Annotated in this window: 17 protein-coding genes; 5 read left to right on the top strand and 12 right to left on the bottom strand. The window is 46.2% G+C overall.

Going from position 1 to position 23,430, the window contains the following annotated elements; translation table 11 throughout:
• Window positions 1-129: 129 nt before the first annotated feature.
• Window positions 130-348: a hypothetical protein gene (locus U4956_RS07400; protein WP_323089893.1), complete on the bottom strand. Its 219-nt coding sequence runs from the start codon at window positions 346-348 to the stop codon at window positions 130-132.
• A 276-nt stretch (window positions 349-624) separates the two neighbouring features.
• Between U4956_RS07400 and msrB the strand changes: the two genes are divergently transcribed.
• A complete protein-coding gene (gene msrB / locus U4956_RS07395) occupies window positions 625-1,065 on the top strand; it encodes a peptide-methionine (R)-S-oxide reductase MsrB (RefSeq protein WP_323089892.1) in 441 nt (146 codons plus the stop codon).
• A 113-nt stretch (window positions 1,066-1,178) separates the two neighbouring features.
• Here the strand turns inward: msrB and U4956_RS07390 are convergent, their stop codons facing one another.
• The 5 genes from U4956_RS07390 to tmk all read right to left on the bottom strand — a co-directional run bounded on the left by U4956_RS07390 (window position 1,179) and on the right by tmk (window position 6,833).
• Complete coding sequence (locus U4956_RS07390) at window positions 1,179-2,648, bottom strand: family 1 glycosylhydrolase (protein ID WP_323089891.1); 1,470 nt, start codon at window positions 2,646-2,648, stop codon at window positions 1,179-1,181.
• 230 nt (window positions 2,649-2,878) lie between these two features.
• Complete coding sequence (gene rsmI / locus U4956_RS07385; RefSeq protein ID WP_323089890.1) at window positions 2,879-3,724, bottom strand: 16S rRNA (cytidine(1402)-2'-O)-methyltransferase; 846 nt, start codon at window positions 3,722-3,724, stop codon at window positions 2,879-2,881.
• Window positions 3,702-4,583, bottom strand: coding sequence for a regulatory iron-sulfur-containing complex subunit RicT (gene ricT, locus U4956_RS07380; RefSeq protein ID WP_323089889.1), 882 nt, complete (start codon window positions 4,581-4,583; stop codon window positions 3,702-3,704). The genes rsmI and ricT overlap by 23 nt, the downstream gene beginning before the upstream one ends.
• Window positions 4,584-5,052: 469 nt before the next feature.
• The gene (locus U4956_RS07375) at window positions 5,053-6,069 is read right to left on the bottom strand and encodes a hypothetical protein (protein ID WP_323089888.1); all 1,017 of its coding nucleotides are present in this window, start codon (window positions 6,067-6,069) and stop codon (window positions 5,053-5,055) included.
• A 2-nt stretch (window positions 6,070-6,071) separates the two neighbouring features.
• Window positions 6,072-6,833 carry a dTMP kinase gene (gene tmk, locus U4956_RS07370; protein WP_323089887.1) on the bottom strand — a complete coding sequence of 254 codons (762 nt, stop codon included), beginning with the start codon at window positions 6,831-6,833 and terminating at the stop codon, window positions 6,072-6,074.
• 376 nt (window positions 6,834-7,209) lie between these two features.
• Here tmk and U4956_RS07365 point away from each other — a divergent pair, with 376 nt between their 5' ends.
• The 4 genes from U4956_RS07365 to U4956_RS07350 all read left to right on the top strand — a co-directional run bounded on the left by U4956_RS07365 (window position 7,210) and on the right by U4956_RS07350 (window position 11,254).
• Entirely contained in the window at window positions 7,210-7,800 is a 591-nt protein-coding gene (locus U4956_RS07365; RefSeq protein WP_323089886.1) for an SOS response-associated peptidase family protein, read from the top strand.
• Between the two features lie 155 nt (window positions 7,801-7,955).
• Window positions 7,956-8,579: a YggS family pyridoxal phosphate-dependent enzyme gene (locus U4956_RS07360; RefSeq protein WP_323089885.1), complete on the top strand. Its 624-nt coding sequence runs from the start codon at window positions 7,956-7,958 to the stop codon at window positions 8,577-8,579.
• A 334-nt stretch (window positions 8,580-8,913) separates the two neighbouring features.
• On the top strand, window positions 8,914-10,083 hold the full coding sequence (locus tag U4956_RS07355) for an N-acetylmuramoyl-L-alanine amidase (protein ID WP_323089884.1): 1,170 nt from the start codon (window positions 8,914-8,916) through the stop codon (window positions 10,081-10,083).
• A gap of 142 nt (window positions 10,084-10,225) precedes the next feature.
• Window positions 10,226-11,254: an N-acetylmuramoyl-L-alanine amidase gene (locus U4956_RS07350; RefSeq protein WP_323089883.1), complete on the top strand. Its 1,029-nt coding sequence runs from the start codon at window positions 10,226-10,228 to the stop codon at window positions 11,252-11,254.
• 958 nt (window positions 11,255-12,212) lie between these two features.
• Here U4956_RS07350 and U4956_RS07345 read toward each other — a convergent pair.
• From U4956_RS07345 to mutS, 6 genes are all read right to left on the bottom strand, one after another.
• Window positions 12,213-13,619: a hemolysin family protein gene (locus tag U4956_RS07345; protein ID WP_323089882.1), complete on the bottom strand. Its 1,407-nt coding sequence runs from the start codon at window positions 13,617-13,619 to the stop codon at window positions 12,213-12,215.
• Window positions 13,616-14,506 carry a tRNA threonylcarbamoyladenosine dehydratase gene (locus U4956_RS07340; protein WP_323089881.1) on the bottom strand — a complete coding sequence of 297 codons (891 nt, stop codon included), beginning with the start codon at window positions 14,504-14,506 and terminating at the stop codon, window positions 13,616-13,618. The genes U4956_RS07345 and U4956_RS07340 overlap by 4 nt, the downstream gene beginning before the upstream one ends.
• Before the next feature lie 46 nt (window positions 14,507-14,552).
• Window positions 14,553-15,467, bottom strand: coding sequence for a tRNA (adenosine(37)-N6)-dimethylallyltransferase MiaA (gene miaA, locus U4956_RS07335; RefSeq protein WP_323089880.1), 915 nt, complete (start codon window positions 15,465-15,467; stop codon window positions 14,553-14,555).
• The gene (gene mutL / locus U4956_RS07330; protein WP_323089879.1) at window positions 15,460-17,643 is read right to left on the bottom strand and encodes a DNA mismatch repair endonuclease MutL; all 2,184 of its coding nucleotides are present in this window, start codon (window positions 17,641-17,643) and stop codon (window positions 15,460-15,462) included. Before mutL ends, miaA begins: the two co-directional genes overlap by 8 nt.
• A 2,396-nt stretch (window positions 17,644-20,039) precedes the next feature.
• A complete protein-coding gene (locus tag U4956_RS07325; protein WP_323089878.1) occupies window positions 20,040-20,267 on the bottom strand; it encodes a hypothetical protein in 228 nt (75 codons plus the stop codon).
• Between the two features lie 310 nt (window positions 20,268-20,577).
• Window positions 20,578-23,109: a DNA mismatch repair protein MutS gene (gene mutS / locus U4956_RS07320; protein WP_323089877.1), complete on the bottom strand. Its 2,532-nt coding sequence runs from the start codon at window positions 23,107-23,109 to the stop codon at window positions 20,578-20,580.
• Window positions 23,110-23,430: the final 321 nt, after the last annotated feature.

Genomic DNA, 23,430 nt, shown 5'->3' with positions numbered 1-23,430 from the left:
TTTTTGTCTATCGTATTCTGAGGATTGATTTTCGTTTTTCGTGCTGGATTGGCCAGCTTCGAATTTCTGCTTTTTCAATGACCATTGTGGATATTTTTTCAGTCACCACAGGTATTCGAACTTCAGATTTTAAACTTCACCAGCCCGCTTTGTAAAGAGATTCACAAATTCTGAAAACGCTTTTTCTCCTATTTTTTTGCGGGTCGTTTTATCTGAAGCAAAAGATGCTTTATAAGAAGCCTGGCATCCTTGCTTTTTATCATACCTTATGTTGCGTAAATAAAAAGCATTTTCATCCCGAAAAAAGGCATAAAAATTGCTTTGTCCAGAATGATATTCAACAGTCAATATTTGATCCAAGCAGAACCGTTAAGGATCAAGAAACCAAACCTTTTGTCCGGCTTCTTTATTCTAAAGAGGTGTAACCGGCTTTCGTACTTTAAGTCTTTGCCGGATCGATCGAATCAGATCTGTTCTCTTTCAATCAACAAAATAGTTATTTATTTCTAATTCAGCGATGATTTCTTACAGTTCATTCAATCTGTCCTCTTTCTGAACATTCCATACAGGATCGATCCTGTTTTGATGGCATAATAATCGTGAATCAGAAAGAAAGTGATCAATATGACAAAAAATAAAAATCTGAGTGAACTGGAATATCAGATCACTCAGAAAGGCGCTACCGAACCGCCATTTACCGGGAAGTACTGGAATTTTGATCAGCCTGGACTGTACGTTGATGTTGTTGACGGAACACCGCTTTTTCTGTCCACCGATAAATTTGCCTCGTCCTGCGGCTGGCCTGCATTTTCGAAGCCGGTTGACCGCTCCGTCAACTATTATCACGATCATACCCACGGAATGAACCGGGTTGAAGTCCGCTCCTCCAGAGCCGATTCCCATCTTGGTCATGTATTCAACGATGGTCCGGCAGATCGCGGCGGCCTGCGTTACTGCATTAACTCGGCTGCTCTGCGCTTCATCCCTTACGACCAGCTTGACCAGGAAGGCTATACGGCTTATCGCCAGCAGCTTGATGACGTGGGTGCAGCCCCTGAAAAGTAAATTCTGTTTTCTTTTCTGAACAGACAAAAGCCTTCTGAAGATCTTTGCAGAAGGCTTTTTTGAATCAGAATTTTATTTTGTTCTAAGCAAACGAAGTCAGATGCATTCAGATCCTAATCGAGTTCTTCACCGTTGGATCCAATCAGTTTCTTGTACCAGTAGAAGGAATCCTTGCGCAGACGATCAAACGTTCCATTGCCGGCATCATCACGGTCAACGTAGATGAAGCCATAGCGTTTGCGCATTTCCCCAGTTCCCGCAGAAACCAGGTCGATGCATCCCCACGGCGTGTATCCAATCAAGTCAACGCCATGATCGAGCGCTCTTTCCATCGCCGCCACATGTTTTTTGAAGTAATCGATACGATAGGGATCATGGATCGATCCATCTTCTTCAACCGTGTCATAAGCTCCCAGACCATTTTCAACGACCATCATCGGCAGCTGATAGCGGTCATTCATCATTTCCAGATAATACTGCAGACCATCCGGATCTACAGCCCAGCCCCAGTCAGAATATTCCAGGTATGGGTTGCGGCTGCCCATGGAGAAATTGCCGCCAACTTTTTCGTTATTTTCATGCGTCGTTACGGCTGTGGACATGTAGTAGGAGAAGGTATAGAAGTCTACTGTTCCTAAGTCCAGATCCACCATGTCTTCCGGCGTGATCTCCAGATGGACATCATGAGCCTCCCACAGACGTTTTGCATAAGTTGGATAGTTTCCACGGCACTGCACATCTCCGCAGTAGAAGATATTCTGTTCCCAGTTATGGCGATTGAGCAGAATGTCTTTGGGATCACTGGTTAATGGATAGTAGGTAATGCCGCAGATCATGCAGCCAATGTTATTTTCCTGGTCAATCGCGTGACCAATCTGAACGGCTTTGGCGCTGGCCACAAACTGGTTATGCAGCTGCTGATACGCGCGCTGGTAGTCAGCATTCGTCACATCTTGTTCAAGGCTTAAAAACATGACGGTATTGTTGATTTCATTGAAAGTCAGCCAGTATTTTACGAGACCTTTGAATTCCTGGAAGCAGGTGGTCGCAAACTTGGCATAGAAATCGATCAGCTTCCGGTTTTCCCAGCCGCCATAATGCTCCTCCAGATATAGCGGCGTATCGAAATGCCAGATGGTGACCAGAGGTTCGATATCGTATTTACGCAGTTCCTGGAAGACATTGCGATAGAATTCAATTCCTTCTTTGTTTGGTTCGTTTTCATCGCCATGAGGATAAATGCGGCTCCAGGAAATGGACATCCGAAACATTTTAAAGCCCATCTCGGCAAACAGAGCGATGTCTTCTTTGTAGTGATGATAAAAATCAATGGCATCGTGATTTGGATAGAAGAAGTCATCCAGGACGGCGTAGTGAGCGCCTTTTGGTAATGGGCGTCTGGATTCTGGCTCGGCATGCGGGTTGCCATCTTTATCAATCCAGGTCACCTTGCGGGCTTCTTTGTAGCTGCCACCTGTGGTGACATCCGTTTTAGCAGGGCCGCGTCCGCCCACATTCCAGGCCCCTTCAGCCTGGTTTGCGGCAATGGCACCGCCCCAGAAGAAATTTTCAGGGAATGGCATAATGATTTCTCTCCTTCTCTTATCTTCTTTATTGTAAACGGTTGCATACGGGATAGAAACAGTTTCCTGTCTGTTTCTGTTCGTTCTTTTTTTGCCTTAAAATTGTGCCGATATGGTAAAACCATTCATTTTCATTTTATTTAAAAGGTATATCCAAGGCACATCGATTCAAAGCAAAAAAGCTCTCCATTTTTCAGGAGAGCAGATTTGTCCAAACAGACCAAGTCGGCTTACTTGCGTTTCATCATTTCGCCATAGACTTCATTTTTAGAAAAGCGCGTACCCGCGCAGGCTGCAGCGGCAGCCTGTTTTGGTTTCATCCCATCCGCAGCAAGCGCCAGTGCTTTTACGACCACTTCTTCGATTGGCGTGGTGTTCTGTTGGGTATTGCCTTCAACGACCAGCACCATTTCACCTTTCAGCCCCTCACAGATCTCCAGGACTTCCGAAACCGTGCCGCGCAGATATTCTTCATGCACTTTCGTCAGTTCTCTGGCCAGACAGATTTTGCGATCTCCTAAAACTTCCAGTACATCCTTGAGGGTATCCTCAATACGATGCGGGGCTTCATAGAAAATCAGGGTATAGGGGAACGCCTTGAGCTGTTCGAGTTCCTTTTTTCGCTTGGTACTTTTGGCATCCAGAAAGCCATAATACAAGTAGTGCTTTGTGGAAAGACCGGAAGCCACCAAGGCATCCAATGCCGCATTTGGGCCGGAAATCGAAATGACTGGAATCTCTTCTTCAATGACTGCTTCGACAAGACCAGCTCCTGGATCTGAGATCAACGGGTAGCCAGCATCGGAGATCACAGCAACTTTCTTGCCTTCTTCCAGCAATTTCAGAATGCCTGGAATACTCTGGGTCGTATTGAATTCATGATGGCTGATCAATGGTTTGGAAATCCCCAAAGATTTGAGCAGCTGACCGGAATTGCGGGTATCTTCACAGGCGATGACATCCACCAGATTGAGGGTTTCCAGGGTACGGGTGGACACTTCTGAACGGTTTCCAATCGGGGTTGGAACTAAATAAAGCGAAGGACCATCACTTTCAAAGCTTTTCTGTCGGTTCATTATCCTCGTCCTTTCTGCCAGGGAACAGTTCCTCAAAGCTGACAAACAAAGTTTCCTCGCGGTTTTCAAGCTTGGCTTGTTTCTGGAGGACATTCATGCCGGTAATCCGGTAATTGCTTCCGTTGTATTCAATCTGCGAATTGAGCTTGGGCAGATTTTTACGCAGTTTCGTATACTCATCATTTTCAAAGCGTAAGCAGCATTTCAGCTTGCCGCACTGACCGGACAGTTTCGAAATATTGAGCGCAAGCAGCTGGTTTTTGGCCATATTGATCGACACCGTATCAAAATCGGACATGAAACGGCTGCAGCAGCATTCCATGCCGCAGATGCCAATGCCACCTACCAGTTTAGCCTTATTGCGCGGGCCCACCTGGCGCAGTTCAATTCTGCCCTGCAGCTGACCGGCCAGTTCTTTTAAAAGCCCGCGAAAATCCACCCGGTCATCACTGACATAGGTAAACATGATCTTCGAGCGATCTAATGTGTATTCACAAGAAATCAGGTGCATATCCAAAGCGAGCTTGGTAATGGCCGCCTGGCAGATGTCCATGGCTTCGCGGGCTTTTTCTTCATTTTCGGCTTTGCGCTTCAGATCCTTTTCAGTGGCCCGCCGCAGAATCGGCTTGATATCGCCTTTAATTTTTGATTCATCATACGGCAGGGAGGGAACATAAACCGTTCCGATTTCCTGGCCGCGGACGGTTTCAACGACAACGGATTCATTCGTTTTATATTCATCAAAAGCCCCGAACGAATAGGCTTTTTTCGATCCATCAAACTGGATATAAACCATATACGGAAATGGTTTTGATTTTAAAGTCGGCTTTTTTGCCGGCTGCTGTTGTGGTTTACTCATCCAATTTTTCCTTTCTATTGATTGGTTGTATGTTGGTTGTATATAGAACCTGAACGGATCAATTTTCTTTTCAAAATCATTCAGGAGTGCTGGGCAAGGGTCCTCGGTCATTCAATGGCCGAGAAGGTGACACGCTGGATAAATCAGTAAAAAGACAGGAAGAATCCCTTTTGATCTTTATTTTAAAGAAAACGTGAGAAAAAACAGGCAGACACAAGCCTGCCTGAGGTTCGGCTTTCGATGAAACAATCAGAACTTATCGAGTTCAGACGGTTTCATCAAAGCCTATTATATAATGATTCGTTTTTTGAAAGATAGCGCTCAAGCTTTTGACTGTCTGGATCGACAGGCAAAGAAGGAAAATGTCTTCCTCTCTCCTGCTTTTCTGGCGCTCACCTTTTCCCTGTCATTTTTCTGATCTATCTATCGTTTTTCTGACTTGAGACAAGTTTTTCTTTGTTCTCTGCCTTTAACGATGGGCCCGGCTGCTTTTCTGAATCTGACTGGCGACTCTTTCCAATAACAAAGCCGGGTCTAAAGGATTGCGCAGCGCATCAATCCCCTCTAACAAAATCAGGCGCAAATCGAGATGAGCAAGATCCAGCTTCTGGTCTTTTTCAAGATAGTAGAGCAGACAATGCAAAAAAAACTCAACCGCCGGTCTGGAAAGGTGGGCATCTTTGGCAAATACCCCCAGTTCCAGATCAATCAAGGCCCGATGACTTGTCCGATTGGTCCAGAATGCCTTCGCGGCATCCCGGATTTCAAAGGCTGCTTCATCTTCCAGAAGGTTTCCAGCCCGGTTGAGATCATATTCAGACCAGGCCAGAATTTCAACCAGTTCCGGATCATCGATAATCTCTTCCAATTCATTGACCAGGGCAGCCCGGCTACGCGAACGAAACGGAATCAGCTGGCAGCGCGAGACGATCGTTGGCAAGACATTGGCCAGTTCATCGACCGTCAGAATTCCGGTCAGATTGTCTTTTGGCTCTTCCAGAAACTTCAGCAGCGAGTTGGAAGCCGAAGGGGTAGCTTTGTCATATTGTTCAAGAATATACGTCTGGTGATCAACCTGCGTTAAAGCGCCCGCCGCAAAAGCGTTTTGAATCGCCAAAATGTCTTCTTTGAGGATGCTCCATTTTTTCTGCTCCCGGACAACCAGTTCGTTTTTCCACCAGGCCGTCAGTTCCTTGCGCGTTAAGGGTTTGGTCTGACGCAGCCCTCCTGGCCGAAGCCAGTACACATCTGGATTTTCATCGCGTTCAATCTGCTTACACGTCTCACAACTCTGGCAGGCAAATCCATCCTCATCGCAATGGGGGCAGCTGATGGACTGCGTCACGAGCAGGGCCACCCGCGATTTCATCGTTGAGCCTTTGCCATAAAACAGATACGCATGCGAAAGCCGGTTCGATTTGAGGGCATTGCTTAACGTTCGATAAGCGACTGGCTGCTGCTCTTTAAACATCTGTTTCTCAAGCATGCCTACTGATCCTCTTTTGGGAATGGATCTGTGGTCTGAGATGGATCTTTTTGTTTTGAATCGGTGTTTTCAAAGCCATGATTTTTCAGCCAGTCCATAACCACATTCAATGCCTCTTCAAATACTTCTTCTCTAGTTTTCGATGCGTCAATCCGGACAATTCGCTCTGGATTTTCCTGAATGAGTTGTTCAAAACCATCCCGGACTTTCTGGTGAAACTCCAGACCCTCCTGATCGAGACGGTTCAAATCCCCGCGCAGATTCATCCGTTCAGCTTCCGTTTTGGGATCCAGAGAGAAAAACAGGGTCAGATCTGGCCGGAAGCCCTGCAGACCAAAATCATTGATCACCTCAATGCGTTCCATGCCAAGATCGCGTCCCGCCCCCTGATAGGCCAGAGAAGAATCCAGAAAACGATCACACAAAATGATCTCTCCTTTTTCTAAAGCAGGAAGGATGGTGGCCACATAATGTTCGCGGCGGCTGGCCGCATACAATAAAGCTTCGGTCAGTGGATCCATTGCGTTATTGACATCTAAAAGCAGATCCCTGATTTTTTCGGCCACAGATGAACCACCCGGTTCGCGGCTTAGCCTCACGGGCAGTCCCGCGTTTTTCAAGGTTTCATAAATGGTCTGAATGGCCGTGGTTTTACCAGCCCCATCATTGCCTTCGAATGTGATCAGAACCCCTGAAAATTTCTGATCTATATTCTTATTGCCATTCTTATTGCCATTTCTATTCCCGTATTTTTTATCTGACATGGTTGACTCTCCTTTCCGAAAAATTTCAACGCTTTCCTTCAATAGATCTCTGTTGATTCTCTCGCTTATTTTTCGTTTATTTTCTCGGTTGATATTTTCGATTGGTATTCTCTTTGCTTTTCATCCAGATTTCAGGTTCATTCCTGATCATTCAGGTGTCAATCCGTGAGTCATTTTTTTGAATCTATTGGAATGCCTTCTCTGGAACAATCTGGTTCTATTTTAACGTATGGCCATTGAATTCCCGAATCCTGGCCAATCGGACCAGAAAAGTGAGCTGATCGTTTGTAGATGCCAGCTTTTCAACTCCAAAGCGGCTAAAACCTCCATGACCGGCTGCGAATGGTAAACTGAACCCAAAAAGGGGGATACTATAATGTGCGGTCGTTTTCTGTTTGGCGAAGAAGCCTATCTGAATGCAGCAGCCATTGCCCATATGCCGCAATGGATTCAGGAAGAACTTCATTTTGGAGAAATCTATCCCAGCCAGTCCGCTCTGGTTCTCAAGAAGAACCAAAATGGTGATGGACTTGAAGGAGCCGTGATGAAATTTGGCTATTCGTACACCCGAGCCGGTTCAGATCGAAAACAGCTGATCATCAATGCCCGCAGTGAAACCGTTGATTCCAAGTGGATGTTTCGTTGGGCGTTTTTGCATGAGCGGGTGGTCGTTGTCGCCAGTGCGTTTTATGAATGGACAGCCGATAAGCAGAAAGTAACGTACTATGAACCCGACCAGACTTTATATATTGGAGCCATTGCCAAAGACGATGGCTTCGTCATTCTGACCAAGGAGGCCAATGCGTCGGTTCGGGATGTTCATCACCGGATGCCGGTTCTTTTCGATGCAGCCCAGGCAAAAATCTGGGTTGAACGGGTCGATCTGGCCAAAGACCTGATGGACACGGTTTCTCCTTTACTGGATCACTCTCCCATTGTCTCTCTTGCTCAGGGGCACCTGTTTTAAGGGACAGATTCCTGGCTGGAATGAATGGCTGGAGTTTGCAGAGCATCCAGACTGGACCCCATCAAAAAATAAATCAAAACGTATCGTGACGATGAAAGAGGCAGCAACGCTTCTGTAAAGGAAGCCTTTATAAATATGGAAAGAGGGAATTTTCTATGAATACCAAACTGATTGAAGAACGTCTGGCAGATCCACGCGCAAAACTGGTTGCCGTGACGAAAAAGCATACCAGAGAAGAAGTAGATGAACTGTATCGCTTAGGTGTCCGAACATTTGGTGAAAACCGGGTTCAGGAGTTTCTGGAAAAATATAATCCGAACTATGACTGGCATCTTATCGGTCATCTGCAAACCAACAAAGTTAAATATGTGGTCGGTAAAGTCTCGCTGATTGAATCCGTCGATTCTTTAAAGCTAGCCAAAGAAATTGAAAAACAGGCCGCCAAACTGGGCATTGTTCAGGACATCCTCGTTGAAGTCCGCATTTCCAGACAGGATGAAAACAAAACGGGTCTTGACCCAGATCAACTTGATGCTCTGTTAGAAGAGATTTCCAAAATGCCGCATCTGCGTCTGTGCGGTCTGATGACCATCGCAAGCAACACCAACAATCAGGCGCTGATTGCGCATGAATTCGATACGATGAAAGAAATGTTCGACAAAGAAAAAGCCAAATATCCAACCATGACCATTCTGTCGATGGGCATGAGCCATGACTATCAGCTGGCCATTGAACACGGAAGCAGCCAGGTTCGAATTGGCACCGCTTTATTTGCATAAAAAAATCAGATTCACCATTTTGTATGGAAAATTGAAGGTTGAAGCTGAAGATTCAAACTGGTTTTCTGTCCCCCAAAAACGCACGCAATAAGCAACCGGAAAAGGGCTGTCCCTGGTCTGGAAAAGCCCAAAATGGAAACCAGGATTCACCTTTTCGCCTGCGCCCTCTAGAATGATCCCGCAAAATCCTTTAACTGTGGGATTTCTTACAGTTTTCGAAACATCATTGTTGAAGAGGTTCAGTGTGGTACAATAACATGCAACTTAAACGAAACCGCCCGAAAGGCCGCCAGATTTCTAGTCTGGTTCTGCGGGCTGCGAAAGGAGAGCGTCTATGGCCAATCCCAAAACTCGTTTACGACTGCCCATTCGCGTCGGGTTATATACCTGTGCCCTGGCGACAGTCTTTGCGTTGTTGTATACCACTCTCTTTGCGAAAACCACTGCCTTCAAATCCGCGAGTGCTGCGACGACAGCGGTTGTATATGCGATGAATGGAGAACCTGTCCCGGTTTTCTCTTCAACCAGTACCCATGAAAACAATTCTGATGCTTCCAATGAAACCAGTCTGGAACCCACCGATCCGCTTGCCTTTGTTTCTTCTTCAGACAATGAGCAATCCATTGGGGATATCCCCGATGCTCAAAGCCCAGCCCAACAATCATCGACACAGGACGAGATTCTGGATTCCACTTCGACTCCAGAAGAAAATCCGGATGAAAATGCATCCTTTCAAGTGGATGAACCTGCTTTGCCTGAAGAACAGAGTGAATCCGATTCAGCTTCTACAAGCGATCTGGGCGCCAATGAAGAAAACGCAACGCAAAGTACAGATTACGGCTATCCGATTGTCGCAAAATCCGATGATGCCGTTACGAAAACGATTCTGATTGATGTTGGACATGGCGGAACAGATCTGGGCGATGTCTCCAAAGACGGTGTCATTGAAAAGAATGTCACCCTGGATCTGGCCTTAAAACTCAAAAGCCATCTCGAGACGCAGAATCCAAATCTCAATGTCATTCTGACTCGCGAAGATGATGCCACAACGCATGGCACCAGCAGCTGGGAAGATCTGACCTGGCGGCGCAATAAGCAGGAAGAAGTCAATCCGGACTACTATCTGTCTTTGCATACCCATGCGGATGACAGTGATGGGGCAACGTTCTATATCAACCCTGATGATGTGCAGACTGAGATTCTGACGACTTTAATGGCTCAAAACCTCGCCAGTGCCGGCTGGACGACGCCATCCAATACGATCACCACGGATACGTATCCGCTCCAGCTGATCTCGATGGCCAACAGCCATGCTGCGATGCTTGAACTGGGTTCTTTAAAAAGCAGCGCCAGCCTGGATCTTCTCAAAGATTGCGAAGCCATGGAAAAAACAGCAGCCGCTTTAGCCAATGCGATTTCCACGACAATTCTAGGCAATCCAGATGCACCGGCTTACTCATCGGTCCAGAAACAGCTCGCCCAAAAAGTCAATTCTTCTCTGTAACCGCTATGAGAAAGGTTTTACGCCCGCAAAAGTGAATGATCATCTGAATTTTCTTGATTATTTGTTATGATTTTTTCTGAATGGAACGGCCTGATCAGCCGTTTTTTATCGACTATGCAATTCTGCCAGGAGGTATTCCGCGATGGCCAAAAACGACAGACCGAACTTCAAAAATCTTAAATGGACAGCGGCGATTTATACAGTTACCTTATGTGTCATTTCGCTGATTCTTTATGGAACGCTGTTTGCGAAGACCTATACCCCCCAGAACCATGAAGACCCAGTTGCAGACAATAATCCGGCTGATTCGTCTTCGACCAGCAAGTCTACCGCAAATGACAATTCCATTACCTACAAAACCTATAAAGACCAGCATGAAACCGTCGCCACCGTCTTACTCGATGCCGGACATGGCGGGATGGATGGAGGAAACGTCACGAATGATATCCTGGAAAAAGATCTGAACCTGACCATTACCAACAAAGTAGCTGAATACTTAAAAGAACTGAATCCGAATATTGAAGTCAAACTGACACGTACAACAGATGAAACCCCATGGTTTGAAGATGAAACGTCTGATCTGAACTATCGCCAGGAACAGCAGAAAGTTCAGCAGGCTGATTACTTCATTTCGCTTCACTGTAACGCCTATCCTGATGATTCAAGTATTGAAGGCGCTGTATTCTTTGTCAATCCAACGGACACCGTCATGAAAGATCTGGTTGCCAAGATTGGAGATAATCTGGAAGCGATTGATTGGACAAAGAATTTCAACATCATTGACGATCAGCTGTATCAGCTGGTAACGATGTCGGATATTCACTCAACGATCGTTGAGCTTGGTTATATGACCAATGAATTTGATCTCAAAAACCTGACGGATCCAACTGAACAGGATAAAGCGGCCAAAGCCATTGCGGCTGCCATTTCTGATTTCATCATGGAAAACCCGGATGCCCCAGCCTATGTCAAACCTTCTCAGGAAAACTCCGAAGAAGTTTCCAACGTCCCTCATGCTTCGATTGACAGGGCAGCAGCCGAAGCCCAGGCTAAATCACAGAATGCCCAGGCAGATCCAAATACGGATCCAAGCTCTGCAGATCCAAATGCCGCAGATCCAAATGCCGCAGATCCAAATGCCGCAGATCCAAACGCTGTGCCAGCCCAGTAAAATTCGTTCCGATTTTCAGTTTGAATCCAGAACGCATAATGTCGTCAAGCCAAAGGAAAGCTTTGTTCAAAAGCTCCTTTGGCTTTTTTTCTTCGGTCTGAATAATCTAATCGACAGCGTCTTCGATTGGATTTTCAGGCATCTGCCTGAATCAGACAAAAGCCAATCGTCAATCGTTTTGGACAGGAAAAGGCTTTTTTGGCAGATTTTGAAAAGGCAAGTAACGCTTGCGAAAACTTGGCCCTCTGCAGCAATCACTCGCTCGACAACAAGAAAGATCCAGCCAAAAATAAGAGCCAGAAGTTGGAGACAAAGCCAATGAACTTCAGTACTCAATTTAAAAACTGCGCACCGAACATCACCAGACCCAGCCAGCCAATGCCCTATTCCAATTGGCGGCTGTTTATTTTTACAGGACTTTTCGTGATCTTTTTTGAATTGTTTCAGCCATGGTTTTGTAAAAAACGAAATTGTTATCTGCATCTGCCTGAATCTGATTTTTAACTGGACTTGGACGATGAACAAGACCAGTGAATGAGAAAGGACAACCATCAAGGAATTACGGACTGCATAATCAGAATGAAATCGTGCAAGCGAAGACCTTTATGGATGAATAGTGGATCAGGTGAAACCAGAATCCTCCACTTTGTATGATTCTGCCTTTTACATGACTATGCCTGACTTTGTGGCAGTTGCGAGGATCTTCTTGGCAGGACTTGGCCATTCTGCACCTGTTTTCCACTCACAGTTCTTCAGTCTGCCAATCAAAAAAAGATTGGAACTCGAATGATCCATTGTCGACGCCTCACTTTCACGCAAAAGAAAAATCGGAATTCAGATATGAATTTCCGATTTTTTATTGGATAAATTTTATCTCTTGGATACGCTTCAAAAGATCCTTTTGCGACATGCCTGGTCAAAAGCTGCAATGCTTGATTGGAGCTTTCCTGCATCCGATTCAAATGGATGACTGATCTTGGGAATCCGATTTTTTCTGATCACTGCCCGAGTTTGCTTCCAAAGGCTCTTCTTTGGATTTATCCTTTTTCAGATCGAGCCGCAGGCGATGTTCACGGGGATCATCGTCTTTGTCATCATCTTCTTTCTTTTCTTCTTTGGGTGGAATATCGAGGATCACCTGCTCAATCCGGTTTTTGTGAAGCGAAATCACGCGCACAATGACACCGTTATCAAGTTTGACAGATTCGCCCAGTGTTGGAAACCGATTGAGTTTTTCAATCACAAGGCCGCCAATGGAATCATAGTCTTCACTTTCCAGATCGAGGTCAAGTTCATCATTGAGGTCATGCAAAGACAGGTAACCTTTGACTTTGTACTGGCTGGGGCCGACTTGCTGGATATTTTCGTTTTCACTGGCATCAAATTCATCCTGCACTTCACCGATGATTTCTTCAATGATATCTTCGATGGTCAGAATACCCGCCAGTTCGCCATATTCATCCAGGACAACCGTCAAGTTGTACTGGTCTTTCTGCATTTCGGAAAGCAGTTCATTAATGCCTTTGTTTTCAATCGTGAAATACGGCTTTCGCAATAACTGGCGTAAATCCCACGGCTCTTCCGGATTGGAGAAGACAAGGTCTTTCATGTTAATGATCCCGATGATATTATCCGGGTTGCCTTCATAAACCGGCAGACGGGTGTAATGGTCACGTTTGTAGATCTTTTCCAGTTCCTCACGACTCGTATTGACATCGATCGAGGTCACATGCACACGCGGCACCATAATCTGGCTGGCTTTGGCATCCGTAAAATCGAATACGTTGCGGATCATGTCGCGCTCTTCCGTTTCAATGACACCTTCTTCATGAGAGACATCCAGAATTGTATGGAGTTCACTTTCTGTAATGGCAGCATTCTTGCTTTCTTTCCCGACGCCAAACAAGCGCAAAATCATATTCGAGAACAGGTTAATAAACCAGATGATCGGCGTCAAAAGGTTCATTAAAAACAGAATGATCGGTGCATAAAGCAGAGCAAATTTTTCCGGACTTCTGGTGGCCAAAGTTTTTGGGGTGATTTCTCCAAAAACCAGAATCAGGAAGGTAATTAAAAATGTTGCGATCGATACGGCATAGCCGCCAAAGCGGTAGGCAATCATACTCGACAAAGAAGCCATGAAGGTATTGACGAGGTTGTTGCCAATCAGAATCGCTGATAACATTTTGGGTTCATTCTTAAATATCTTTAAAACAGTTTTGGCCCGTTTATTGCCCTGATCGGCCAGCGTACGGATTCTGATCTTGCTGACGGCAACCAGAGAGGTTTCGGCAGAAGAGAAAAAACTGGATAGAAAAAGCAGGCCAACCAGAAGAAGAACTTCGGTTATCGTTGAAGAATTCACTTGGTTTCTCCTTTCGTATTCACCATTTCAGTCATCGCATTCATCTTTTCGGGGATCATATTTACCATTTCATTCGGATCCATCGGTTCAGGCTGGATCGAGAAATCATTTTTCTTTTCTGGCTTTGGATTCATCAGGTCCTGGACGCAATAAGAAGCCATAGCCAGTCCGGCACTGGCCGGGACGAAAATTGCGGAGGGCAGTGACTTGCCCGGTTCCATTGGAATGGGCAGTTCGGTTGAGCAGACGGTCATGATTTTTTTGCGGATTCGGTTTTTCCGTTTCCAGTTGCGCATGACTTTCGCCATTGGATCATTGGTGGTTTTTTCCAGTTCCATGATCTCGATTTTCGTTGGATCTTTGCGTCTGGCCATCCCCATGCTGGAGATCACGGGGATCTGGTTATCGAGCGCAAATAAAATCAGATCCTGCTTCGAGCGCATAGAGTCAATGCAGTCAAGAACATAGTCTGGCTTTTGTTCGAGCAGCCAGTCGTTGAGCTGTTTATCATACCAGCCGGTATAGGCAATCACTTCTGTCTGGGGGCGGATCCTGGCAATCCTCTCTTTGAGAATTTCAGTTTTGGCCTGGCCGACGGTACTGGTCAGAGCGCAAAGCTGGCGGTTCAGATTGCTGGCTTCGACAACATCTTTATCGATTAATACCAGTCTGCCCACGCCGCTTCTGGCCAATGCTTCAATCGCAAAGGAACCAACTCCGCCGCATCCGGCCACAACGACCGTTTTGGATTCAAGCGTATCGATGGCATCTTTTCCAAATAAGAGCGTGGCCCGCTCGAGGCTGTTTGCCGGTGCTTCACTGTTGGCTTTTGTTGCTTCTTCCTGACTGGTCAGGGGTACTTCTGCGGTTTCTTTTGAATTTTCCATGTGTTTTTCTGTTTTCGTTTCGGTTGATTTGTTTTGTGTACTGGGGTTACTTTCTTCCATACCATTCCTCTAAATCCTGCACAATCCGTTTCCGGTCGGCAGGTTGATACCAGTGTACCGGCATCTGATGGTTGAACCATGTCATCTGCCTGCGAGCATACTGGCGGGTGTGAATTTTGATCAGTTCACGGACTTCATCAAGACTCTGAAGTCCATCCAGCCAGCCCGCAAATTCTTTATACCCGATTCCCTGGAAACTATTCCACTTTCTGCTTGCATCCGTCTGGAAAAGGCGTTTGACTTCTTCAGGCAGCCCGGCATCAAACATTTGATCAACACGCAGATTGATTCGTTCAATCTCTTTGGCTCTTTCATCTTTGAGTCCAACAATATAAAGAGTATAGATGGGTGCATGTTCCTGGGCGTTTTCGCGCTCGCTTTTTGTTTTTCCATTTTTAACCATTAATGCTGCCCGAAGCAGACGTTTCCGGTTGTTGGGATGGATCTTTTCAAGGGCCTGGGGATCTTTGTCTTTGAGCAGATCAACGAGCTGCTCATTGGTCAGTTTTTCCAGTTCCGCCTGTTTTTCGCTGTTCTGTTCATCCTGCTCCTGGGCAAATTCATAATCATATAAGGCAGCTTTGACATACAGTCCTGTTCCCCCGCAAAGGATCGGGACTTTTCCTTTCGCAGTGATTTCATCAATCGCCTGCCGGCATAGCTGCTGGAAAGTGCGGACATTCCAGGGTTGGTCGATTGGCTGAATGTCGATGAGATGATGAGGAATTCCCTCCATCTCTGCAGGCGCGATTTTTGCGGTTCCAATATCCATCCCCTCATAAACCTGCATGGAATCCGCGGAAATGATTTCTCCATTCAGGGCTTTGGCCGCTTCAATGGCCAGCGAACTTTTGCCCGAAGCAGTCGGCCCGACAATTGCGATAACTTTTTTTTCAGACACGTTCAAACTCCTTTGCGAGCTCTTTGAGCGACATGGTAATCACCGTCGGCCTGCCATGAGGGCAATTGTACGGCTGGTCACATTCTGCCAGATCATCGATCACTTTCTGCATCTGCATCGGACCGAGAGCATGGTTGAACCGAACCGAAGAATGGCAGGCACAGGTAGCAATCAGATGGCGGCGCAGCTCCTTCATATCGACTTGTCTGTGGTCACGATACCAAGCAAATAAATCCTCTAAAAACTGCTCGCGATTCACCAGGTTTAACCAGCCCGGCTCTTCCCGAAGAACGACCGCATTGCTGGAGATGGGTTCAAAGTGCAGACCGTAATCCTTCGTACTGGCGTTGATCGTCTCTAAGTCAGCCATCAGATCGGTCGTTAACGGAATTCGAATCGGGATCATCAGCGGCTGCACCACTTCAACTGGCTTTTCAAACGCACGCTGAATCTTTTCGAAGTTGGCTCGTTCCTGGGCTGCGTGCTGGTCAATAATCACCAGCCCTTCATCGCCTTCACAAAGAATATAGGATTCTTTCAGCTGACCGATCACCTTGAGGTGGCGGAAAAATTCATTCCCTTTATTCCGTTGTCTGGCTGGTGCCTGACCAGCCGGATAACGGATCGGCTCAGTTTGGCAAGAAGGCTTTTGCCCTTCTTTTTCCGGCAAGGGATTGGAAGAAGAACCCTTCCCAAATGCTTCCGACAGGTTGCTGATCGAAGCCGTTACCAGATTCTCTTCATCATGGTCGACCCTATTCCTGTCAGAATTTAAGGCCTGTGTCGGAGCGGTTTCTAGTCTGGAAGGCGCCAGAACATTTCTTGTGGCATAGCCTGGAGCCGCCGGATCTTTAAGAAAAGCCGGTTCATCCAGGGCTGGCTTTGAAGTTGCCGGTATGCAGACTGGCTTGTTGAAGTCATGCGTCGAAGCGCTGAAAATCTCTTCTGGGCGGTTTGGCTGCATCTGATTGCCGGGGTGAGCAGAGCTTTTCGTTGGATACTGAACGGCTGATCGATCTGGTTTTGCCAAAGCGGATGAGGGTGTTGGCCTAGATGGAAAGACGTTGGGCTGGCTTGTTGCCAAGCTGCCAAACGAACCTGCATCCTCATCCTGCCGGCTTTGTTTTGGATAATGAAGTTCAGCCTGAAGCTGCTCGATCTGCGGCTTGCGGGACTGGACTTTGGGCGCGGTAATTTCCGAGGCGAACAGATCACTGATCGTATCGATGATCATCTGGGTCAGATATTCTTCTTTGGAAATTCGGACTTCGAGCTTGTTTGGATGCACGTTGACATCGACCAGCTGGAAGTCCGTGGTGATATTGATGAAGCAGATTGGATAGCGCTCCTTGGGCATATACTCCCGATAGCCTTCAATGACAGCCTTTGTAATCGGCCAGGAACGGATCGTCCGGCCATTGAGACAAATATAGATATAGTTCTTAGAAGCCCGGGTAATCGTTGGCTGAATGGCATAGCCTTCGATCGTGAAATCAGATGACTGGCGATAAAATTCGACAGCCTCTCTTGCCGGTTCTGATCCAAACATCTGATACAGGATCTCGCGGCGGTCTTTCTTCCCCGAGGTCTGGAAAACAAGGCGGTTATCATGCTTAAGCGTAAAACGGACTTCCGGGTGAGCCAGAGCGAGTTTGTTTACCGCATCGGCAATGATTGAAAATTCATAATTTGGTTTCTTGAGATATTTGAACCGGGCCGGGGTATGAAGGAACAGACCTCTGACTTCCATCCGGGTGCCAAGCGGGGCATCCGTTTTTTCGTATTCTGTCAGTTCACCATATTCATAAGTAATCCGGGTTCCCCCATCCGTATTGGCAGTCAGACACGAGACTTTCGCCACTGAAGCGATTGAAGGCAATGCCTCCCCGCGAAAGCCCATCGTCGCAATAGCGAACAGTTCATCTTCATTTTGGAGCTTAGAAGTTGCATGGCGTTTGAAGGCCATTCGAGCGTCTTCGTAGCTCATTCCACAACCATCATCACTCACGACAACGCCGCCAATGCCCCCTTCAAACACTTCAATATCAATACGGGTTGCTCCTGCATCCAGTGAGTTTTCCACACACTCTTTGACGATGTTCACTGGCCGGTCTACGACTTCACCGGCCGCAATCATATTGGTCAGCTGTGGATCCAGAACATGAATAATTCCCATTCCATCACTTCCTTTCCTGAGTTGAGCGGCTTCTGTCTTTTGATTGGATCCAGTCTGATCGTTCATCAGAAGACAGAAACGTTTGAATATGGAGTGAACCAAAAAGGATTGAAATGACCTTTCCGATTCACGTTCATGGATTGTTCTGAGGTTAGAATCTTCGTCGATCAAAGACAAGGATCTGTATCTTTACACTATACAATTTCAGGCAAGCCTTTTGAAATTGAACTCCTGAACTGTGATGAACAAACAGACAATCATATGCTCCATCGCCTCATATCGTCTGGTTGTTTCATCCGATTTTTCCAGCTCATGATCGACAAACAATCGTGGCAGCTGCCACTAAAGAATGTTGAAATGAGCAGAGTGAATCTGATGATTCACCGGACTCTGATCTGGATTTAAACGGGTCTAACTTTAAAAGATCATTTCGTCTTTCCAGTCTTGAAAATCGATGATTCAATCGATATCCGGACAAATGTGATTTTCCTGCTTCGAAAGGGAGCCTGAATCCGTGAGAAAACTTCGCTGTCTGTTTCGCTGCTTAGCGGGCCCTGCTTTTCTTTTCACCTCTTCTAGATTCACTTCCATCCCGCCAGCCCTCCCATCCGAAGACAGGATTCACCCGTTCAGCCTGGCTAGAACCTACTTAATTATTTTTAGCTTATGTGATTGTATTTAACTTCTGTTGCTTTTTAAGAGATTGTTGAGGTCTGCCGGTCATCCATCTGTGCGATTTCCTTTTGCTGTTGATTTTCTTATCCAAGTTCCCGTACTGATCGTTCTGGAGCGAGGACAATTTGCGCAATCTTTATAAAAACAGTTCCTCTTGATCTCTTTTTTCTTCCACTTACCCCATCCACGACCAGAGCCGTTTCTGTCTTCCTGTTGGATGGATTGTTATGAAAACAATCTCCGTCTCTTCTCAGCTATCGATCTCCGATTATTTATTTTTTTAAATTCACATTTGGAATTTCATCCATAGTTTTCGATTTTTTCTCATTTGTCCAGTGTCTTGTCCAGTCTTTGTTCTCCTCTGGAATTCTGTTCATCTGATCAATCAGATGAACAGAAGACGCTGGATCTTTTGATTCGATCAGCCTCCATTTGCGAATGGGGGATTCTTATGGGCGGGCTGGTTCTTCTCTTCATTCTCTTTTGCATGGATTTTGGTCTAGGTGAAATCTGCCAGATTCAAGAACTCTCCCCCTTGGTCAATCTCCGTTCTTATTTTCAGAAACTGGCCTTCTATCCTCTGATGGAAACTATTTTTTCTCCACTCCAGTTTCAGGCTGCCTCCCGCTTTTCTTCCATCCAGACGATCAAAATATGAATTTGAAAGTGGTCAGCTCTTCCGAATCTGATAATGAAACGTTTCATTTCAAAGCATTTTTTTTCTGATTTGAGTGTATTTGAATTGCCATTCAAGAGGATGACTGGTACAGGGGCATACCTTTTGAAAATTTAACGTTCTTACAATTGGCTGCCTGGCCATTCATCCGCCGACAATTGAACCCATCAGCGGCAAAAATTGCGTGATCCTATTTCTATTCCGATGTGATCCATGACATTCAGGTTGGAAATCCGACAAGTGATGAAACGTTTCATTCCACAAATTATTTCTGATCTCCCCTTTACTTATCGTATGATCGTTTTTCAGATTCCGATTTTGCGATCTGAATCTGATTTTTGAAGGAAGTCCGCAGATTTTCCAGGGGACCATGAACCATCCAGATGAAGCGCTCGCCTGGCAAAAGACATCCAGTGTGGACCGATTTAGATCTGGAAAAGCCCAATTCTGGTCTATACCAATGATCTGCTTCTTTTCAGTTCAGATCCGGTCATTTAAATTTGTCCAGTCATTTGATCTGGACTGACGTTCCTATTTTGACCTCGTCAACAAATGTGGTGTCCTTTACTATCCGATCATTGGGGGAACGAATTGGAAAAGAACTGTGTTCTTTGTTCTCTATGAATCGTTCAGTTTTCCAGATCTCAAGAAATCCGCATCCATCTGCTTGTTGAATGGTTCCAGATGGCACCTATTCAGTCTGCTGTTCTGAAAACAAAACCGAGCGAAAAATTGCAGAATTCTATTTCAGCTGTTCCTGCTGTTTTTGACTATCGTACTGATTCGTCATTAGATTCAGGCAGAAGTGTTGAAGGCCAGTCAGTAGACAGGGTCTGCGTTTCTCAAGGGTGGAGGAAGAGTTTTTCAGTCAAAAATAGATTTGTTTTTATAAAACGACATCCAAATTAAAATCCACCGATTCCACCTGGCGTTCTTCCTGATCTTTCCTGCCTTCCCGGGCTGAATCTTCTCTTGTCCTGCAGCCAGTGAATTTCAGGCAGAAAGAATGGAGAAAACTGTATTGATATTGAAAGAGATTCACAGATCAATTTCTGCGCTCGTCCGCAAGATTTGAAATCTTCCTTTCACAGGGTATTTTTCCTCTTTGCAACGGTGATAAGTCATTGGATTGTTTGCAAAGCAGATTTCCAGGCGTATCTTTTCTTTTTTTGCAGGACCCATACCTGACTTCATCCATTTCTTCTTGCGCATTGGTCACCTTGTAGCCCGAGTCAAAATGCCCTGAAATTTGCTCAGCATTCGACTGCTTCAATCCTTCTTTCCCTTCTCATCTCCCTCTTCCCCTCGAGGTGTGCACCTGCTGATCTGATGACACACCTTGTTGTCTGGTCCTCTGCCAGAGGAATGAGGCCGTCAGCCAGCTGATCCCCTCCTTTGAGAAAGTCTTGAAAAGTGTGATCATCCATTCAATTGTTTGATAGAAACCATGAGAATCAGACTTCGATCATTCAGCTCCCTTTTCTGCTTTTTGGTCCTCTTTCGAAGTTGGGACAAAAAAGTCGGCCGCTTTTCAGGCATGCCGACTGAGATTTTTCTTCTGGACTTGTGATGGGATTTAAGGATTACTGTTCGATTTTTTCGGCTGCATTTTTCAGATCATACAGGATCGAAAGAGCATCTCTTGCACTCAAAGAATCCACGTCGAGTTCCTGAATCTTTTCAATCAGCTGCATACGTTGCAAATCGGAAGGGTCCATGACAAACAGACTGGACTGGAAGTTCTGGTTTGGATTGCTCGTCTCAAACTGATCAAGCAATGTGCTTGCCCGCGAGATCACCAGACTTGGAATCCCAGCCAGACGGGCAACATGAATCCCGTATGATTTGTCTGCTTTTCCATCGACAATGCGATAGCGGAACTCGATCTGTTTCTTGTTTTCCTTCACATCAACATGGACGTTGTGAATACTTGGAAAGTCCTGTTCGAGTGAAGTCAGTTCATGGTAGTGCGTGGAGAACAAGGTTTTGGCATGAATGACCTGCGTGATGAACTCTAGCATGGACTGCGCCAGAGCCATGCCATCAAAGGTTGCTGTTCCTCGTCCGATCTCATCAAAGAGGATCAACGAGTGTTCAGTTGCATGCCGCAGCGCATTGTTTGCTTCCATCATTTCCATCATGAAGGTGGACTTGCCCTGCAATAAATCGTCACTTGCTCCGATCCGGGTAAAGATCCGGTCGAAGACAGGGAGAGTGGCTTGACGGGCTGGAACAAAACTGCCCATCTGCGCCATGACCACTAACAAAGCATTCTGACGAAGCCATGTCGATTTACCACCCATGTTCGGTCCGGTGACCAGACAGATCTCAGTGCCTGGATCCATTTTCCAGTTATTCGACACAAAGCCAGAAAGACGAGATTCCAGAATTGGATGACGGCCTTCCTGAACATCGATCGTTCCATCCGTACTGAATTCTGGACGAACATAGCCTTTCTCACTGGCTAGATCGGCCAGGCAGACAAGAACATCTATCGTGGCCAGCGCTTTCGAGAGCATATGAAGATCTGACAGTCGGACTTTGATCTTTTCGATGAGTTCATCAAAGAGCTTCTGTTCCAGTTCAACCTTCTTTTCCTGGGCTGTGAGGATTTTTTCTTCCAGCTCTTTGAGCTCATCAAAACTGAAGCGGCTGGCATTCGCCAGAGTCTGCTTTTGCTGGTAACCAAGGTCATCACTCAATAAGGAAAGCTGGCTCTTTCGAATTTCTACATAGTAGCCAAAGACGCGGTTGTAGCCGATCTTCAAAGACTTGATTCCGGTTCGTTCACGTTCTCTGTTTTCCAGATCCATCAAAGCCTGATCGCTCTGGTCGGCAAACTGACGGATCTCGTCGAGCTCCTGGCTGTAGCCGCTGGCAATGAATCCGCCATCGCGCACGGTCAGGGGCGGTTCAGCAACGATCGCATTACAGATTTCCTGATAGAGATCCTGACAATCAGGAACCGTGCCAAATTCCGGATAGCTGGTTAACACGTCTGCCAGATCCAGAATAGGTCGGGCATGTTCCAGCGAGGTGCTCAGCTGCAACACATCTCTTGGTGAAGCCGAGCGATAACTGATTCTTGCGGCCAGGCGCTCCAGGTCATAGATGAATGCAAGATGATCCTGAAGCTGTGTTCTGACCAGAAACTGGTCACACAGCGTCTGAACGGCTTCCTGACGCTGCAAAATTTTCTCTGTCGATAATAAAGGCGCCTCAATCCACTCCCGCAGCAACCTGCTTCCCAACGCGGATTGCGTTTTATCCATAAATGTCCAGAGAGATTGCGCTTTGGCATCCGCCGAAAGCGACCTGGTCAGTTCCAGATGAAGACGGGTTTCCGGATCGAGAGTCATGCTCGAAGGTGGAAAGAGAGGTGTCATCACCGAAAGGTGATCGGCATGCTGCATCTGCGTTGCCTGCAGATATCCCAGTAAAACTTCAAGTCCATTCTTGAGCAGACTGTCCGCAAACGGAAGCAGAGCTTCATCTTCTGGCTGAAGGGGTTGTGCCTGTTGAAGCGAAAACAGAAAGTGGTCCTGGGCTTCAAACGCTTTCTGCCAGGTCTTGTCGAGTGAACGAGGAGCGATGACTTCTTTGACTCCATAGGCGTTCAGCATTCCTTCCACAGTACTGATCGAACGATCGGTTGTAAGATAACGCAACTCCCCTGTGGAGAGTTCACAGAGAATAATCAGGGCACGTCTTGAATCCGCAGCCACCAGACCAAGGTAGTTCACGACCTTCTTGCCAGCTTCTTCATCAAGAATTGTCCCTGGTGTAACAATCTGAATAATCCCGCGGTCGACTAATCCTTTGGCTTCTTTCGGATCTTCAAGCTGTTCACAGATTGCGACTTTATAGCCTTTTCGAACTAATTTATTGATATAGGTTTTGGCAGCGCGAAAAGGGACGCCGCACATTGGTACTTTTTTTCCATCACCTGCCGCACGGGCTGTCAGCACCAGCTCCAGCTCCCGGCTGACCGTCTGGGCATCCTCAAAGAACATTTCATAAAAGTCTCCGAGGCGATACATCAGAATGGCATCCGGATGTTCTTCTTTGAGCGTGAGATAATGCTGCATCATTGGTGTATATTGTGTTTTATCCATAGACATCCCTTTCATTATATCAAAGTCAAAAACATGAGTTTTTCAGTACGATAATGAATAACTCGATGAATTCTGCTCTTTTTCCCGCCTTGATCCAGGCCATCAAAGTCGATAAGATCGTTCCCTGACCTGCCTTGCCCTGCCAGGAGCAGAGTCCCAATTCGAAAGCGTCAAACCTGATCTTCAGATTCGGTCAACGAAACCTCCCTTGGGTCATCCTGCTTCTTTATCGTCTACGACATGAGCCTGGAAATCTGATTTTCAGATGGATGAAGATTCGTCCACGATAGATCAATTATTGGTAAATCCAGAATGATCACC

The organism is Allobaculum sp. JKK-2023, from assembly GCF_034745455.1.
Classification (GTDB): domain Bacteria; phylum Bacillota_I; class Bacilli_A; order Erysipelotrichales; family Erysipelotrichaceae; genus Allobaculum.
Note: the sequence above shows the minus strand (reverse complement) of the source record. Positions and strands in the feature narration are given on the sequence as shown.

What these genes read in the sequence shown, in the direction of transcription:
- U4956_RS07390 (WP_323089891.1), bottom strand. Translation starts at nt 2,648, where the DNA reads ATGCCATTCCCTGAAAATTTCTTCTGGGGCGGTGCCATTGCCGCAAAC.
- U4956_RS07375 (WP_323089888.1), bottom strand. Translation starts at nt 6,069, where the DNA reads ATGCTTGAGAAACAGATGTTTAAAGAGCAGCAGCCAGTCGCTTATCGA.
- U4956_RS07355 (WP_323089884.1), top strand. Translation starts at nt 8,914, where the DNA reads ATGGCCAATCCCAAAACTCGTTTACGACTGCCCATTCGCGTCGGGTTA.
- tmk (WP_323089887.1), bottom strand. Translation starts at nt 6,833, where the DNA reads ATGTCAGATAAAAAATACGGGAATAGAAATGGCAATAAGAATGGCAAT.
- mutL (WP_323089879.1), bottom strand. Translation starts at nt 17,643, where the DNA reads ATGGGAATTATTCATGTTCTGGATCCACAGCTGACCAATATGATTGCG.
- U4956_RS07350 (WP_323089883.1), top strand. Translation starts at nt 10,226, where the DNA reads ATGGCCAAAAACGACAGACCGAACTTCAAAAATCTTAAATGGACAGCG.
- U4956_RS07365 (WP_323089886.1), top strand. Translation starts at nt 7,210, where the DNA reads ATGTGCGGTCGTTTTCTGTTTGGCGAAGAAGCCTATCTGAATGCAGCA.
- U4956_RS07360 (WP_323089885.1), top strand. Translation starts at nt 7,956, where the DNA reads ATGAATACCAAACTGATTGAAGAACGTCTGGCAGATCCACGCGCAAAA.
- rsmI (WP_323089890.1), bottom strand. Translation starts at nt 3,724, where the DNA reads ATGAACCGACAGAAAAGCTTTGAAAGTGATGGTCCTTCGCTTTATTTA.
- ricT (WP_323089889.1), bottom strand. Translation starts at nt 4,583, where the DNA reads ATGAGTAAACCACAACAGCAGCCGGCAAAAAAGCCGACTTTAAAATCA.
- U4956_RS07340 (WP_323089881.1), bottom strand. Translation starts at nt 14,506, where the DNA reads ATGGAAAATTCAAAAGAAACCGCAGAAGTACCCCTGACCAGTCAGGAA.
- msrB (WP_323089892.1), top strand. Translation starts at nt 625, where the DNA reads ATGACAAAAAATAAAAATCTGAGTGAACTGGAATATCAGATCACTCAG.
- mutS (WP_323089877.1), bottom strand. Translation starts at nt 23,109, where the DNA reads ATGGATAAAACACAATATACACCAATGATGCAGCATTATCTCACGCTC.